This window comes from Peristeroidobacter agariperforans, assembly GCF_004138335.1.
Classification (GTDB): Bacteria; Pseudomonadota; Gammaproteobacteria; order Steroidobacterales; family Steroidobacteraceae; genus Steroidobacter; species Steroidobacter agariperforans.
This window is the reverse complement of sequence record NZ_RYFW01000001.1, coordinates 1165838-1181483: the sequence shown is the minus strand read 5'-3', so window position 1 is coordinate 1181483 and position 15646 is coordinate 1165838. Positions and strand designations below refer to the sequence as shown.

12 protein-coding genes are annotated in these 15646 nt (G+C 62.1%); 4 read left to right on the top strand and 8 right to left on the bottom strand.

From position 1 onward, the window contains the following. Positions 1-8: 8 nt before the first annotated feature. From EK373_RS05120 to EK373_RS05100, 5 genes are all read right to left on the bottom strand, one after another. Positions 9-419 carry a hypothetical protein gene (locus EK373_RS05120; RefSeq protein WP_129641643.1) on the bottom strand — a complete coding sequence of 137 codons (411 nt, stop codon included), beginning with the start codon at positions 417-419 and terminating at the stop codon, positions 9-11. Further along, a complete protein-coding gene (locus EK373_RS05115) occupies positions 416-733 on the bottom strand; it encodes a hypothetical protein (protein WP_198683080.1) in 318 nt (105 codons plus the stop codon). Before EK373_RS05115 ends, EK373_RS05120 begins: the two co-directional genes overlap by 4 nt. Before the next feature lie 66 nt (positions 734-799). After that, positions 800-2932: a putative bifunctional diguanylate cyclase/phosphodiesterase gene (locus EK373_RS05110; protein WP_129641642.1), complete on the bottom strand. Its 2133-nt coding sequence runs from the start codon at positions 2930-2932 to the stop codon at positions 800-802. 193 nt (positions 2933-3125) lie between these two features. Next, on the bottom strand, positions 3126-5033 hold the full coding sequence (locus EK373_RS05105) for a gamma-glutamyltransferase family protein (RefSeq protein ID WP_129641641.1): 1908 nt from the start codon (positions 5031-5033) through the stop codon (positions 3126-3128). Between the two features lie 112 nt (positions 5034-5145). Continuing rightward, a complete protein-coding gene (locus tag EK373_RS05100) occupies positions 5146-7971 on the bottom strand; it encodes a TonB-dependent receptor (RefSeq protein WP_198683079.1) in 2826 nt (941 codons plus the stop codon). Between the two features lie 275 nt (positions 7972-8246). On the opposite strand from EK373_RS05100, the gene EK373_RS05095 reads away from it, so the two are divergent. Then, positions 8247-9032, top strand: coding sequence for a FadR/GntR family transcriptional regulator (locus EK373_RS05095; protein WP_129641640.1), 786 nt, complete (start codon positions 8247-8249; stop codon positions 9030-9032). Between the two features lie 52 nt (positions 9033-9084). Here the strand turns inward: EK373_RS05095 and EK373_RS05090 are convergent, their stop codons facing one another. Then, complete coding sequence (locus tag EK373_RS05090) at positions 9085-10824, bottom strand: M28 family peptidase (RefSeq protein ID WP_129641639.1); 1740 nt, start codon at positions 10822-10824, stop codon at positions 9085-9087. A gap of 58 nt (positions 10825-10882) precedes the next feature. Here EK373_RS05090 and EK373_RS05085 point away from each other — a divergent pair, with 58 nt between their 5' ends. From EK373_RS05085 to EK373_RS05075, 3 genes are all read left to right on the top strand, one after another. Further along, positions 10883-11359: a flavodoxin family protein gene (locus EK373_RS05085; protein WP_232831018.1), complete on the top strand. Its 477-nt coding sequence runs from the start codon at positions 10883-10885 to the stop codon at positions 11357-11359. 211 nt (positions 11360-11570) lie between these two features. Continuing rightward, on the top strand, positions 11571-12140 hold the full coding sequence (locus EK373_RS05080; protein ID WP_129641638.1) for a hypothetical protein: 570 nt from the start codon (positions 11571-11573) through the stop codon (positions 12138-12140). A gap of 120 nt (positions 12141-12260) precedes the next feature. Continuing rightward, the gene (locus EK373_RS05075; protein WP_198683077.1) at positions 12261-14783 is read left to right on the top strand and encodes an Ig domain-containing protein; all 2523 of its coding nucleotides are present in this window, start codon (positions 12261-12263) and stop codon (positions 14781-14783) included. On the opposite strand, the gene EK373_RS05070 is transcribed toward EK373_RS05075, so the two are convergent. Both EK373_RS05070 and EK373_RS05065 read right to left on the bottom strand, forming a co-directional pair. After that, a complete protein-coding gene (locus EK373_RS05070) occupies positions 14777-15121 on the bottom strand; it encodes an ArsR/SmtB family transcription factor (RefSeq protein ID WP_129641636.1) in 345 nt (114 codons plus the stop codon). The genes EK373_RS05075 and EK373_RS05070 overlap by 7 nt on opposite strands. Next, positions 15102-15548, bottom strand: a complete 447-nt coding sequence (locus EK373_RS05065) for an SRPBCC family protein (RefSeq protein WP_129641635.1) — start codon at positions 15546-15548, stop codon at positions 15102-15104. The genes EK373_RS05070 and EK373_RS05065 overlap by 20 nt, the downstream gene beginning before the upstream one ends. Positions 15549-15646: the final 98 nt, after the last annotated feature.

The window sequence follows — 15646 nt, the reverse complement described above, 5'->3', positions numbered from 1 at the left end:
TGACTCTCTCAAGTTGCCGGCAACATGAACACGCGGCGGGCCTCGGGCGATTCGAGCTGCGACTTGCTGTAGCAGCGCGCGATCGGGCCGTTGCGGTGATCGAGCAGATCCGGCCGCCGTTGAATCATCGCATCGAACGATTCGCCGGCGGGCGAGCGCAGGCACAGCTCCTCGTTCAGCAGCACCAGGTAAGCCCAGGTGATGGTCTCGTGATATTTGCTCTGCGCGCCGACCTTGGCAACGTAGTTCTGCAAATGCCGGCGGAAGTGCAACGCGCCTTCGGGAAAGCCGTCGCGCTGCAGGTAGCTCCATGCCAGCGATAAGTGCAGCCGATGGTCGAAGCGGGCCGGATCGAGCGAGCCCTGCTCGAACGCGAGCATCGTTGGATCTGCGAGGATTGAACGCGGTAGAGCATTCATGAGCGATTCCTCCCACTGCGACGATTGCCAGTCGCGGCCCGGCGCTTCGCCGTCGCACGGGCCACGGCGCGCTCGGACTCGACCAGTTGATGACTATCGGCCGCAGTCAGATCCAGTCCATAGATCTTCTTGAGCTCGGCAATCTGCGCCAGGGTTGGCGCACTGAAGGCCTGCTCGCCCTCGAAGGCGTGCAGCACGATGCCCTCCAGCAGATCGCCGAGCGAGGTGTTCTTCAGAGCCGCCAAGGCTTTGAGAACGTTGAGCAAACGAGCTTCCAGGCGGACGCCGGTCTGGACCCGGGTGACGGTAGCCATGCTTCGTACCTTGGTAACTTGGTACCAAGGTAGCAACCGCGGCGAAACGGCGCAAGCTGCGCCGCGTTAACCCAGGAACTCGCGCCTGAACTCTTCGCCCGGCAGCGGGCGGCCGAAGTAATAGCCCTGCAGCTCGTCGCAGTGATTGGCGCGCAGGAACTCGATTTGCTGCTCGGTCTCGACGCCTTCCGCGACGACTTTCAGGCCGAGGTTGTGGCCGAGTGCGATGATGGTTCGAACGATGGTCGCATCGTCGTGGTCATGGCCGATGTCCTGCACGAACGAGCGGTCCACTTTGAGCCGGTCGACGGGCAGGCGTTTCAGATAGCTCAGGCTGGAATAACCGGTGCCGAAATCGTCGAGCGCGATCTGCACGCCGAGGTCGTTGAGCTGACCGAGCATGGCGATGAATTGATCGGCGTCGTGCATGACTGCGCTTTCGGTGAGCTCCACTTCGAGATAACGCGCTTCGAGCCCGGTCTCGCGCAACACCTCTGCGATCGTCTGTACGAGGTTGTCCTGTCGGAACTGTCGCACTGACACGTTCACCGAAACAACGAACGGCGGCAGCCCCGCATCCTGCCATGCCTTGTTCTGAGCACAGGCGGCACGCAGCACCCACTTGCCGATCGGCACGATCAGACCGATTTCTTCCGCAACCGGAATGAACCGCGATGGCGGCGTGGCTTCCTCGTGCGATGTGTGCCAGCGGATCAAAGCTTCCGCGCCAGTGATCCGACGCGTCCGCATGTCCACGCGCGGCTGGTAGTGCAGTGAGAACTGCTGACGCTCGAGCGCACGGCGCAGCTTGTTTTCCAGCTCCACCCGCTCCGTAATGAGCGCGTTCAGCTCGGCCGTAAAGAACTGGAAGTTGTTGCGACCCTTCTCCTTGGCGCGATACATCGCCTGGTCGGCGTGCTTCAACAAAGTCTCGGCGCTGGCGCCATCGTCCGGATACAACGCGACGCCCATGCTGCAAGTGACGTTGAATTCGCCCTGCGGACTGGCCCAGGGTTGTGAAATGGCGTGGAGCATGCGCTCCAACACCAGCGCCACGGCGTCCGGCCCGCGTTGACCGTTGATGAGCAGCACGAATTCATCGCCGCCCAACCGTGCCACGGTGTCACCGTCGCGCACGCTCGCACGCAGCCGCTCGGCCATCGCACGCAGCAGTTCGTCACCGACATGGTGACCCAGCCCGTCGTTGATGAACTTGAATCGATCCAGGTCGACGAACACGACGGCCAGGCGAGTGCCATAGGCGGCGGCCGATCGAATGCCTTGCTGTAACCGCTCGTGGAGCAGCGAGCGATTGGCGAGACCGGTGAGCGTATCGAAGTTGGCCTGCTGCTCGATGCGGGCTTGATAGAGCTTGCGCTCCGTGATGTCCTCGACCGTACCTTCGTAACAAACGACGTGACCGCTTTCGTTGAACACGGCGCGCGCGTTCTCGGAAATCCAGATGACTTCGCCGCTCTTGCGATACACCTGCGATTCGAAGCCGCTGACCGAGCCGCGCGACTTCGCCAGCGCCATGAACTCTTCGCGACGCGAGGGCTCGACGTAGAGCTGGTTGCGAATGTCTTTCAGCTGGGCGATGAGCTCGCCGGGACTGTCGAACCCGTAGATCCGGGCCAGCGCCGGGTTGGCGTCCAGATACTGCCCGTCCGTGGTGGTGCGGAAGATGCCTTCGATGGCGTTCTCGAACAAGTTGTAATAGCGCCGCTCGGCCTCGCGCAGCGCCTGGCTCGACTCCTTGCGGACCGTGATGTCCTGAATCAGGCCTTCGATGGCCGCAAGCTTGCCGTGAATGTCATAGATGCCGGTGCCCCGCTCCCATACCCAGCGGATCTCGCCGGTCGCGTGCACGATGCGGTACTCGCAATCGAAGCGGCCCTGCGTGCGCAGGCCCGTGTACATCTCGGTGCGAACCCGCTCCCGGTCGTCGGGATAGGTGATCTGCTCGTACGAAACGCGCTTGTTGAACAGCAGGTCGGAGGCGTCGTAGCCGGTCAGCCGCCGCACCCCGTCGCTGACGAACTCCATGGTCCAGTCGGCATCGTCACGGCAGCGATACACCATGCCATCGAGGTTGCCGATCAGCGTACGGAGCATGCGTGCGGTTTCGGTGCTCCCTGCGGTGTCGTAACTGACAGTCGGTGTTTCGTGCGGGACCAGTGACGTGGCGGTGGGCTGCATGCCTTCTTAGTTATCGTGACAAGAGCGGCTGAATATCAGCTGTGTGCGCGCGATCGCGCGTGGCTTTGTCACAGAAATGATGAGCAACGTCAATGGCTCGGCCGGTCAAATCGAAGCTGTGATGGGCTTCAATGGCGCCTGCCCCGCCGGGGTGCAGCGGCTCGCCCCAACAGCGAGCCGCTCCCCTCAGCTGTTACCAGGCGATGCCGTAGTCCTCACCGTGATACGCGGCCGCGCCCCAGAACGTGCCGTGCCTGGCGTCGATCTGAATGGCGGTGATCGGCCCGGAATTGTTTGCCGAAAATTCCAATTTGTAACCTTTCTTGGTGAGCTCGTTGCGAACCCAAGCCGGCACCGATTCGGCCAGCGTCAGCCGCCCGGGAATGGACTCGTGCGAACCGAAGGAATCGCGCAGCTGATACGTGGTGATGTTGGCGCCTTCGGCCGCCTCCTGCGGCGTCATGCCGAACTCGACCACGTTCAAGAAGAACTGCAGCAGGTTTTGTTCCTGCGTGTCGCCGCCCTGTACGGCAAAGGCGAGGTACGGCTTGCCATCCTTCAGCGCCATCGATGGCGTCAGCGTCGCACGCGGGCGCTTGCCGGGCGCTACGACGTTGAACGGATTGTCGGCCGGGTCGAGCACGAAGCTTTGCATGCGCTGACTCATGCCGATGCCGGTCTTGCCCGCAATGGTCGCCGGTAGCCAGCCGCCGCTCGGCGTCACGGAAACGACCCAGCCTTCCTTGTCGGCGGTCTCGACGGTAGTGGTGCCGAGCCGGAACGTGCGGTCGAACTCGGCCAGCGCCGTCGGGCTCCACTGGTTCGGCTTCGACTTGTCCGGGCCACCCTTGACCGTGCGCCACGCATCGAGCTGCGCCTTGAACGGATTGGTCGCGCCCTGGAACGGATACGGATCGCCGGGACGAATGTCCGGATCGTTGCGATCTTCCTTGATCAACTTGGCGCGCTCGCGCGCATAGTCCTTGGAGAGCAGACCTTTGATCGGCTCTTCGGGCGGAAAGCGCGAGTCGCCGTAATAGAAATCGCGATCGGCGAACGCCAGGCTCATGGTCTGATACAGCGTGTGGATGTAACGCGTGCTGTTGTAGCCCATCGACTTCAGGTCGAAGTTCTCGAGGATGTTCAGAGCCTGCAGCATCGACGGGCCCTGCACCCAATGCGTGAGCTTGTAGACCTCGACGCCCTTGTAGTTGACGCTCACCGGCTCCTCGAGATACGGCTGCCAGTTGGCGAGATCTTCCGGGGTGTGCAGACCGCCGAGCTCTTGCGAGCCTCGGGAGAATTCTTTCGCGATGTCGCCTTTATAGAAGCGGTCGTAAGCGGCCATGATGGCCTGCTTGCGGTTCTTGCCGTCCTTGCGCGCCTTCGCCTCGGCATCGACCAGCTTGCGCAAGGTCGTGGCGAGATCCGGTTGGCGGAAGATTTCACCGGGCTCCGGGCCGACACGCGAATATCCCGGCAGCGGCTTGCCATCCTTGCCTTCGTGAACCAGGAACGTGCGGCGCGACTCGGGCCACTTGCGCAGCTCGTCCTGCCACTTCTCGATCAGGTCCGCGGTCTGCGCTTCGATGGGATAGCCATCGGCCATTTCGATGGCGGGCGCGAGCACCTCGGCGAGGCTGAGTTTTCCGTACTCGGCGAGCATTACCATGATGCCGCCGGGCGTACCCGGCGTGACTGCGGCGAGCGGACCGAACTCGGGCGGAAAGTCGTAACCCTTGGAGCGATAGAACTCCGGCGTCGCGCCGGTCGGTGCAACACCGAGCGCATTCACGCCAATGACTTTGCGAGTGTGCGGGTTATAGATCAGCGCCTGGGTCTCGCCGCCCCAGCTCAACACGTCCCACATCGTGGAAGTCGCGGCGATCATCGCGCACGCCGCGTCGATTGCATTGCCTCCCTGCATGAAGATTCGCGCGCCCGCGGTTGCGGCGAGCGGCTTGCCAGTGACGGCAACCCAATGTTGGCCGTGCAACGGCGGCTTGACTGTCTTGGCTTGGATCGGCGTGGCGATGGTCGCGACGAATGCGGCCAGCGCAATCGTCAGACGCGAGCTCACCCGTTTGGAATCGAATGGCATGACCCTACCTGTCTGATGGCGGCCGCCAGGCGGCGGCGCGAAGGGCAGGATCTTAACGCGGTGGGATCGAAGAAGGAGCGGCGCACGAACGGCGCCGCTCCTGAAGGGGCTATTACAGACGCCACCGCACGCCGAGCGCGAACGAACGGCTGAGGAGCAGATTGCCGAAGTTCATCGTGCCCGGGCCGCCCGCCGAGCCGAAGGCGTAATACGCCTGCTGCATTTCTTCGGTCAGGTTCACCGCATCGAACGACACGGCGAGGTCGTCGGTGATGTTATAGGACAGCTGCAGATCCAGGCTCGCCTCGGACTTGCGCCAGATGCCGATCGGGTTCGCGAACAGACGCGCTTCGTTGTTGTTCTTGAAATCGTCGCGCCACACGTAGGACAAGCGCGCGCCCAGGCCGGAACGATCGTACGCCAGCGTGATGTTGTACGAGGTATCGGACACGCCGAAGAACTCGGATTTCTCCTCGCCGATGATCTCGCCCGCGGAATTGGTCAGCGGCACGGTCTGCTCGGAATCGAGCTTGGTGAAGCTGCCCGTGAGACCCAGGCCTTGCAGCACACCGGGCAGGTAGTCCGGGAAGTAAACGAAGCCCAGTTCGATACCTTCCAGCGTGCCATCGGAGGCGTTGACCGGCTGCGTGACCACGAACGAATCGGTGTTCAAACCGGTGTTCGGGATCGTGATACGACGCGTCAGCGGGACCACCAGACCTTCGATGTCGCGACGGAACAGCGTGGCGTACACCGCGCTGTCGGTGGCGAAGTACCACTCGCCCGTCAGGTCGTAGTTCTTCGACGTGGCGGCCTCGAGCTCCGGGTTGCCGCCGCTGCCCGAGCCGTAGCCGACCTGCGTCAAGTCGCCGGTGAGCGCGAAATTGGCGTTCAGATCGAAGAAGTTCGGCCGTCGCAGCGTCTCGCCGTAGTTGAAGCGTACGTTCACGTCATCGGTGACCGCATAACGCAACGTCAAGGATGGCAGCAATTCGCTGGTGCTCTTTTTCGTGGAAGAGCGGTCGCCCTCGATGATGTCGGTGAACTGCATCGGCGTATCCACCGACACGTAACGCAAGCCGAACTGGCCCTGTAACTTGCCGACCTCGATATCGGTCTGCACATACGCGGACGCGGTGCGCTCCTTAACTTCGAAGGCGCGCAGCAGCTGGGGACCGGCCGTCGGCACGCCGTACATCGCGCGGACTTCCGGCGCATGGTCCAGCAGGTAATAGCCATTCACCACGGCCCATGCAGTCGGCACATCACCTTCGCCATCGAAGAAGCCGCTGTTGGTCGTGACCATTCCGGACGGCAGCGTCGACATGTTCACGCCGAGGAACGGCTCGGGCGTCGGGCGCGGGCTGAACGATTCAGCGGTGCGATCGTCGTAGCGCACGCCGAAGCTCAGCAGGCGGAATAGGCCGTCGCCGAGCTCGTAGTCGCCGTCGATCTGCAGTGTCTCCGCGCCGCCTTTCTGGCGACCTCGGTTTTGGAACAAGGCGCCAACAGTCCAGTCGTTCGGGTCGAGCATTTCGGCATCGTTGCCGAAGTGCCAGGACGGAATGCCATTACCTGCGTTGAAATCGACCGTGATCTGGTCGGGCACGCGCTCGGTGCGTACGGCGATGAAGCGGGTGTTGTATTCGCTATCTTGCAGCGCCAGGTCCGCGGACAGCGAGAACTTGTCGCTGATCTGCCATTTTCCGTTCAACGCGTACACGAAGGTGTCCGTATCGCTCTTCGTCGCGTCACCGCTGTTGAAGCCGAACGGGGCGCCGACGACGCGCGTCTTGATCAGGTTCGTGCCCGGATACATCGTGATCGTCGAGGCGGGATCGGGGCCAAGGGTGCCCCACCAATCGGCGAACGTGAAGTGCAGATTGTTGAATGTCTCCTCGCGATAGCCCTGATAGAACGCTTCGAAGGTGTATTCGGAGGTGTCATTCGGCGCCCACTGCACAGCCACGGTTGCGGCGGGCCGCTCGCGATCGCCTTCGAAGTCGCTGGCGAACAGCGCGTCTCGGCCCAGCAGGTACGGGTATTCGACGCCGTTGAACGTGAGCATGGAGCCGGGCGCGGTCGGCAGACCTTCGTCGGTGCCGGCCTGCCAGATCGGATCTTCGGAAACGCGGCAGTCGCCGTTGAAGATGCGCTCGAGCGGGGTCCAATTGGCGGCAGCGCCGCTGCCGTTGCAAGCCAGGCCTTGCGGCGGATTGTCAGCAGTCGCGAACGGCACCAGCGCGCCGGCGGTCACGCTCTGATCGCGATAACGCACGCGCGAGTAACTGGCGTTGGCCATCACGCCGAACCTGCCTTCGCCCACGTCCCAGGTATCGGCGACCAGGAAGCTGATGTTTGGATCGATGTCCTCGCGCTGTTCTTGCGTCGTGGCGCGAGCGTTCAAAGAAACTTCCAGACCGTCGAAATCGAACGGACGGCGCGTGGACACGTCGATCTGACCGGCGAGGCCGGTTTCGAGCTGATCGGCCGCGCGCGTCTTGTAAACATCGATCTTGCCGATGAGGTTTGCAGGAATATCCTGCAGCGCCAAGCCGCGAGCCGAAGCAGGCGGCGGCGATGCGGTGAACACGTTGCGACCGTTCCAGGTCGTGGTCACGTCGTTGAGACCGCGGATCACGATGCCTTCGGCTTCGCCGCCGCCGCGATCGGTGACTTGAATACCCGAGATACGCTGCAGAGCTTCGACAACGTTGTTGTCAGGCAGTTTGCCGATGTCCTCGGCGACGATGGATTCCACGACCTGCGTTGAATTGCGCTTGTTTTCCAGGCCCTGCACCAAGCTTTCGCGCACGCCGCTGACGATGACCTCTTCGAGCTCGGTCGTCTGCGGTGTCGTCGTTTGTTGCGCGAATGCGCTCACCGACAAAGAAAGCGCCGCCATTGCGGACGCCGAACGAATGACTAGCTTCGCCACGTTGCTATCCCCCCAAAGCTGCCGTCTGTACGGCCGAAGTTGATTTCTCAGACAAATGCTATCTGCAAAATGTCGGACAAATCAAGATTGCGATTGCGAGGCAGCCCGGGCCGGCGTCCGCGTCGAGGCCGAGACTTAAATAAATATCAATCAGAACATATGGTTATGCTATCCCACAGAATGCGACGCAGGCGCCATCCGCGCATTCACTTGTGATCGCCGCGGCGCACCCGGACAATCCGCACGGTCGCATGCGCGATGTCCAGAAGGCGCCGATGCCCGTTATCAAGCCCGATCAAGTTACCGCCGGTGGCGAGCGGAAAAATCGCAAAGAACTGCACCTGCACAGCTCCATTGCGCGCGATCTCGGTCTGCGCATCGTGTCGGGCCGTTATCGTCCGGGTCATGTGCTGGCTGGCGAGATCGAAGCGAGCGGTCAGTTGAAAGTTTCCCGCTCCGCCTATCGAGAAGCGGTGCGCATGCTCGCCGCGAAGGGGCTGGTGCAGAGTCGAACCCGCACCGGCACGCGCGTGAGCGCGGTCGAGCAATGGCATTTGCTGGATCCGGATGTGCTCGCGTGGGTCTTCGCAGGCGAGCCCGAATTGGAAGTGCTGCAAGGGTTGTTTGAATTGCGCACGATCATCGAGCCCGAAGCGGCAGCGATCGCAGCCGCTCGCCGCAACGACAAGAATCTCGAAGTCATGCGCAACGCGCTCGAGCGGATGGGCCTGCACACGGTGAATGTCGAAGCAGGCCGCATTGCCGATCGTGATTTTCACTCCGAGCTGCTGCGTGCGACCCGCAATCCTTTCATCATTTCACTGACAAATGGCGTGGCCGCCGCGGTGCACGCGCTCACGGAATTCAAACAACGCGAGCATGCACTGAAGCGCGATCCGTTGCCCGAACACTGGCGCGTGTTCGAGGCCATCGAAGCAAAAGACACGGAACGAGCCAGAACTTCGATGGCCGAGCTGATTCGCCTGGCGATCACGGATATGCCGGTGAAGCGCTGGCCCGATAACTGGACCGACAGCCGGCTGGTGCGGGATTCAGGCTAAAAGAAAGGGCTCGTCGGCTTGCACCGACGAGCCCTGTTCAATCTGAGAATATTTATTCGGCCTTGGTGCTGAGCTGCGCCTGCGACGCCTTGCGCGCCGCTTCGAACTCGTCTCCCGGCAGCCACTTCGGCAGATCCGCCTCTGCCGCGTTCGCCACGTTGTCGCCGACGTAGAACAGCAGCTGCGCATCTTCGATCATGCCGTCGTAGTTCCAGCTGTCCGAGATCTCGTCGGACTGCTGGTGATAATGGTGCTCTTCGAACTCCGCGTGCTGTTCCTTGCCCCAGCCCTCGGGCTTGCCGATGAACTTGGTGCCGGTATCGAGATACAGCGCAGGCACGCCGATCTTCGCGAAATTGAACTGGTCGGAGCGGTAGAAGAAGCCGCGATCCGGGAATTGATCGGGTGTCACGACTCGGTCCTGCAGCTTGGCAATGGCATTCACGTAATCGTCGATGGTCGATTTGCCTTTGCCGACGAATACGATGTCCTTGGCGCGACCGAGAATGTTGCCGCCATCGATGTTGATGTTCGCGACGATCTTGGCGGGCGGCACGGTCGGATGCTCGGCGTAATACTTCGAGCCCAGCAGGCCCTGCTCTTCGGCAGCGACCATCAACAGCATGATGGAGCGCTTCGGCGGCTGCGGCAGCGCCTTGAAGGCCTTGCCGATCGCGAGCACCTGCGCCACGCCGGACGCGTTGTCCATCGCGCCGTTGAAGATCTTGTCGCCTTCCGCATCGGGCTCGCCGATACCGAGATGATCGTGGTGCGCGGTGTAGATCACATACTCGTCGCTGAGCTCGGGATCGCTGCCCTTGAGCACCCCGTACACATTCGCGGTGCTGGAGCGGTTCAACTTGTTCTTGAAGTCGAACGACGTCGTGACGCCGAGCGAAACCGGCTTGAAATCCTTGGATTTCGCCGCTTGCACCAGCTGATCCAGATCCTGCCCGGCGAGCTTCGTCAGCTCGCGTGACGCTTCCTCGGTGAGCCAGCCTTTGACCTGGATGCGCGGCTCGTCCTCAGCCGGCAATTCCACTTGCTCGCCCGACCACGAGCTCTGCACCACCTGGAACGGATAGCCCGCCGACGGCGTGGTGTGAATGATGATCGCACCGGCCGCACCCTGGCGCGCTGCGCTCTCGTACTTGTAGCTCCAGCGGCCGTAGTACAAGCGCGTGTCGCCGCCGAACAGCTCCGGATCCCAATCCGGATCGTTGTTCAACATCAACAACACTTTGCCCTTCAGATCCTGGCCCTTGAAATCGTCCCAGCCGAACTCGGGCGCCTGGATGCCATAGCCTACGAACACCACCTCGGCGTTCTTGATCGAGCCTTTCTCGGCCTGCACACCGCTGCCGGCGATGTATTGATCCCACCATTTGAACGATGCGGTTTTGCCGTCCTTCTTGAAGGACCATTGCTTGGGCATCTGGGCGGTGACGCCGACCACGTCGAAGGATTGCTGATAGCTGCCATCGGCGCCGCCCGGCGCGAAGCCGATCTGCTGCAACTGGTCCGCGATGTACTGACGAGCCTTGACGTCGCCCGGCGTCGCGGGTGCGCGGCCTTCGAATTCATCGGATGAAATCTTTGTAATCTGCTCGCGCAGATAGTCGGCCGCGATCTGTGACGATGCGCTCTTCGCCTCGTCTCTGACCGGGCTCGCGGCAGTTTCAGGCGTCGGCACCGGCTTCGGTTCCTTGGGCTTGCAACCCAGCGCGGTGAGCATTGCTGCTGCAAGGAGCAGCGCTGACAGCGACCGTACCGGTCGCGAAACGGTATACATTCGGAACTCCAGTGAAACGAGTTACGGTGACCAAGAACTGTAACAGATGTGGTCCGCATTGCCGTCCTCAACTCGCCCTCACCTGTTGTTGATCTACGCCGGCCATGCCGGCGGCCGAACGCATGCGATGGTCGAAGCGGTGAAGCAAGGTATCGCCGATGCGGGCGAGGAGATCGAGCTACGCGCTCTGCCGGCGCTCGAGGCGGGCGTCGATGATTTGCTCTGGGCGCATGGATTGCTGATCGGCACGCCCGAGCACTTCGGCTACATGGCGGGCGCCATCAAGGATTTTTTCGATCGCACGTTCTACCCGGTGCAAGGCCGCGTCGATGCCCTGCCGTACGCGGTCTTCGTCAGCGCCGGCAACGATGGCACGGGCGCTGTCAGCTCCATCGAACGCATCGCCCTGGGTTATCGCTGGAAACAATGCGCCGAACCGCTGATCGTCAAAGGCGACCTGAGCGAAACAGATCGCGAGCGATGCGCGGAGTTGGGTCAGACGCTGGCGGCGGGCCTCGCGCTCGGCGTGCTGTGAGCGCCGCGAGGGAATAAGTTATTTCACGACCATCGAGTGCGTCACAAGCTGTGACACAGTCGCTCGATTTTCTGGCGCCTGGCCCAGACACTCCGGTGACACATTGAGTCGCACGGCGATTGTCAGGACCTCGAACCCGGTCACATCAGTTGCAACGGCGACCTGCCGATAACAAGGAGAAGGACGCTCCTTCAGCGCCCCTAGATGTGAAATGGAATACGTGTTGCAACAGCTTTGGCTCGTGATTGGCCTGACGGCCTTCATCGTCGGTGCACTGTACTGGCGGCGCCAGCACCTGCCCGTGACGGCCACGCGCACTGCCGCCCGGCCGCCCGCTCCCATCGTCTACCGCGACTCGCCTACTGTTCGCGTCGCCGATTCGCAGCGTGTCGATCGCTCGCGCAAGGTCGTTCGCATCAATGTCGGCGAGTCGCTCGACGTGCTCGCCACCGCCGTCGGCCTGCCACCTCGCTTTCGGATCAGTGTCAAAAATATCGTCGACGGTAGCGATCTCGAAGCTGCGCACATCTGTGTCCAGTTCGGTGGAGCGCAACTGAGCTGCGGTCCGCTGGTTCACGAAACCGCATTCAACGAATATGTGATTCCCCGCGCGAGCCGCGACGAGCACCGCAGCTCGGTCTTCTATTACTACGAGCGCGGCGACTCGCTCGAGTTCATGCGGATCAAACTGAAATCAGCCGACCTCGACAGGGGCCAGGTCGAGCTGGATGTCATGCAGTTGCACGGTCACTGGCCGAGTCATCTCGGCGCCGACAGCTGACATAATTTCAGATTTTCAGGCTGACATCGAAGCGACGGGGGCGCTATTCTCCGACCCGTTCTCAGCAAAAATAAATCCAAACATACAGACGAAGTGCGTTTGTCGACGGAGACGATGATCATGCACAGCCGCGTTTTATTGGTGATTCCCTTTCTCGTTCTCGGGGCCTGCGGCGGAGGCGGCGGCGGCGGAGGCGGCGGAAGTTCGAATCCACCACCCGCGGCGGTTGCCGCACCCAGCGGTCTCAGCTACTCCTCCTCCTCCTCCACACCTGTATTCGCGGTCTCCAAGCCAATCACGGCGCTCACGCCCACGGTGACGGGCACGGTGACGAGCTATTCCGTCAGCCCCGCCCTGCCAGCCGGTCTCACTTTGAATTCCACGACCGGCGTGATCTCCGGAACGCCCACTGCCGGCATCGCGGCGACGACCTATACGGTTACAGCGAGCAACAGCGGCGGCAGCACCTCGACCACCATCTCTTTCAGCGTCATCGACGCAGCTCCGAGCATCGGTTACGGCTCAACCGAGCTCAAGCTGGTGCGTGACCTGGCAGTCACGACCATTTCACCGCAAAACAGCGGCGGCCCGGTCGCAACTTGGGCCATCGACAATCCGCTGCCGGCGGGGCTCAGCTTCAACACGGCCGACGGCACGATTAGCGGGACGCCGACCGAGATGAGCGCGCCGGCGAGCTATACCGTGACTGCCGAAAACGCGGTAGGAACCGATTCGGTCGCGTTGACCATCGGCGTCGAATCCGGCGTGTTGATCGATCTAGGCCTCGGCCTTGTCAAGACTGCGTCCTATAGCGACGAGCGGGTTCTCGACCAGGAAGGGGATCGCGTGCTGGGGGCCGACGGCTTTGGCCACTGGGCATTGTGGAATGCTCAGACCCAGGTCAACCTGGCTCAGGGCGAGACGCGCTGTTACGGAATCTACGCTGAGAGCTGCAATGTAAAGATCGACCTTGCGGGACCGACCTTCGCTCTGTGGACGCGAGACGGCCTGGAGCTGCGAGACTCCTCCGACGGACAGTTGCTCGGGACGATTCCCCGCTCGTCGGTCACCGGTTGGTGGCAATTGGCCACTGACGGCAGCTATGCAGCTGTCTCGACCGCCACGGGTCTGTCTGTTTACTCCCCCAGCGGCGCTTTGTTGTTCTCCAAGGCCGGCAGTTACAACTCGGCCAAGGTGTTTGCTGCGCCCGGCGAGCTCCGCCTGCTGAACAACTCGGGTGGCGTCCAGGTGCTGGAACGCATCTCGCTACCGGCTGGCACGTCCACCACCAGCAGCCCGCTGCTGGGGCAGGCGCATTCCTGGTTCCTGGATGGCGAACATTTCATCACCAGTCTTTCCAACACGCTCTGGATCTATTCCGCAGATGGCGTCCTGGCCGATTCGCAGACGCTGCCGCACATCGAGCGTCTCACTGGACAGGGAAACTGGTTCTGGACGTTCCGAACCAATGCGGGGGAAGGCATCAACATCTACGAGATCGACCCGTCGAGCACCACGCCGACCATCAACTACCCCGCTTTCGATGGCGCCCTCAACGCCGACATGGAGCGGGTGTTCGCGTCGGCTGACGCCATCCTGGTGGACTTCGAAGGCCAGGCCGGGCTCGAAGTAATCGATTTGTCCGGCGCCGCGCCGGTGAAAACCACCTACTCCGATCCGATTCGGGACCTGCTGGCGTTCGCCGCTACCTCCAGCACCGATTGGACGGTGCTGAACAACGACGGCGTGCTTGCCGACGTGACGAGTGGCACCCCGGATTACTTCAGCTACGGCTTGGTCAGGGACATCGGCGCCGGCAGCGACTTCATCGCGGTGGCGACCGCCGCCGACAAGATCTTCTATTTCGACGCTGGCACTCTGCAGCCGGCTGGCACGATCGACTTCCGCGCCAGCAAGCTCCAGTCGTCCGACGATGGCACGGTGATAGCGGCAGCCGACCTGCTCGGCTCCAGCGTAACCCTCAAAGCGTTCTCGCTGCCGTCGGCGACCGAGATCACCTCTTTGGCTACTTCTGGAACCACCGTACTGACGGATTTCGCCCTGGCAAGCTCCGGTCAAACATTCAGCACGAGCCGGCGCACGGCGACGAGTAACCAGCTTGCTCGTGCTGTGATTGCCTTGCCGGGCGGCTCGGTACTGTGGTCGGATACGATCACGGTGTCGAACGATGAGCTTGCCGGAGCCGAGGTGGCTCCTGTGCTCTCGCCGAGCGCACTGTCCTTCGCCGCGACGGATCGAGGCCCCGTCTCTCAATCCACCGCGTGGGTCTACACGAACGCGAACCTGGTTGGCACGGCCGCTGGGTTCCCGGTGGGTTGGCTCGATGAAGATCGGCTGTTCGTGAACCGCTACGAACCGGGCTTCCCGGGTGGATATATCGAAGCGGTCGTGGTCAACGCCCAGGGACTGCCCCTCAACACGCCGACGCTTCCGCGGATTCGCCGGTTCCAGGTGGTCTCGGGCGATAGCATTTATGCGCCTGAGCACAACAAGATCTTTTCCGCCACCACCGGCGCGACGCTCTGGTCCTCGCCATCGACTTTCTTGACCGAACACGGCGGAGTCACCGAAACGCACGTGGTATTCAACGCGAGAGCCATGGTCCGCGCCGAGCCCTACTGATCTTTCTCGACCATGGCGCGCAGGCGATCGATTGCATGATCCCAGCGCGAGGTGATGAGCTCGATACAGCGTTGTGCCTCTTCGAGTTGTGACGACTCGATTTGCCACACGCTGTCTCGGCCTTGATAGACGCTGGTGACCAAACCAGCGTCTTTCATCACACGTAGATGTTTCGCGACCGCCTGACGCGTGACGTCGACATTTGCAGTCAACGTCGCGGTCGACGAGGGGCCGGCTGCGGACAGGAAAATCACCAGCCGCAGCCGCGTTTCATCGCCGAGCGCCGCGAAGATCGGGGCGGAGGCTTTGAGCCTGAGCTCAGGCCGCTTGGTTGACATAGCGCTCCAGGTTTCTGACCTGATCGTCCCAGCCTTGATTGTTCTGACCGAACACTTTGGCTCGACGCGCGAGTGAAATGGCGTCGAAGCCGGACTCGGTGATGGTCAGTAGCGTGCCGCCCTCCGCGTCCGCCAGTTTGAATTCCACCAGCGTCGTCGGCTCCTTCGCATAGTCGAGCGACGAATCGTGCGCGCCCGGGTGCCAGCGCCATGTGAACAAATGCTCCGGCTGCATCTCCTGCACGAAGATGTCGAAGTTCCCGCCCTGTTCGGCGCTGGCATTCACGTGCACTCGCGCGCCAGGCGCGAATGCACCCTCGACCGAATCGCCGCAGAACCATTGGGAGAATTTTTTCACATCCGTGAGCGCGTTCCAGACGCGGCTGCGCGGCGCGCGCAGTAAGACCTTTCGTTCGATGCTGTGCATGACCCGCTCCACTGACAACCCGATGGTTGCAATATAACTCTGGCCGGCGATCAAGTGCAACCGATTGGTTGTCAGTCGCCGGCGGCGCGGAGGTTCTC

What these genes read in the sequence shown, in the direction of transcription:
- EK373_RS05120 (WP_129641643.1), bottom strand. Translation starts at nt 419, where the DNA reads ATGAATGCTCTACCGCGTTCAATCCTCGCAGATCCAACGATGCTCGCG.
- EK373_RS05115 (WP_198683080.1), bottom strand. Translation starts at nt 733, where the DNA reads ATGGCTACCGTCACCCGGGTCCAGACCGGCGTCCGCCTGGAAGCTCGT.
- EK373_RS05110 (WP_129641642.1), bottom strand. Translation starts at nt 2,932, where the DNA reads ATGCAGCCCACCGCCACGTCACTGGTCCCGCACGAAACACCGACTGTC.
- EK373_RS05105 (WP_129641641.1), bottom strand. Translation starts at nt 5,033, where the DNA reads ATGCCATTCGATTCCAAACGGGTGAGCTCGCGTCTGACGATTGCGCTG.
- EK373_RS05095 (WP_129641640.1), top strand. Translation starts at nt 8,247, where the DNA reads ATGCCCGTTATCAAGCCCGATCAAGTTACCGCCGGTGGCGAGCGGAAA.
- EK373_RS05090 (WP_129641639.1), bottom strand. Translation starts at nt 10,824, where the DNA reads ATGTATACCGTTTCGCGACCGGTACGGTCGCTGTCAGCGCTGCTCCTT.
- EK373_RS05080 (WP_129641638.1), top strand. Translation starts at nt 11,571, where the DNA reads ATGGAATACGTGTTGCAACAGCTTTGGCTCGTGATTGGCCTGACGGCC.
- EK373_RS05075 (WP_198683077.1), top strand. Translation starts at nt 12,261, where the DNA reads ATGCACAGCCGCGTTTTATTGGTGATTCCCTTTCTCGTTCTCGGGGCC.
- EK373_RS05070 (WP_129641636.1), bottom strand. Translation starts at nt 15,121, where the DNA reads ATGTCAACCAAGCGGCCTGAGCTCAGGCTCAAAGCCTCCGCCCCGATC.
- EK373_RS05065 (WP_129641635.1), bottom strand. Translation starts at nt 15,548, where the DNA reads ATGCACAGCATCGAACGAAAGGTCTTACTGCGCGCGCCGCGCAGCCGC.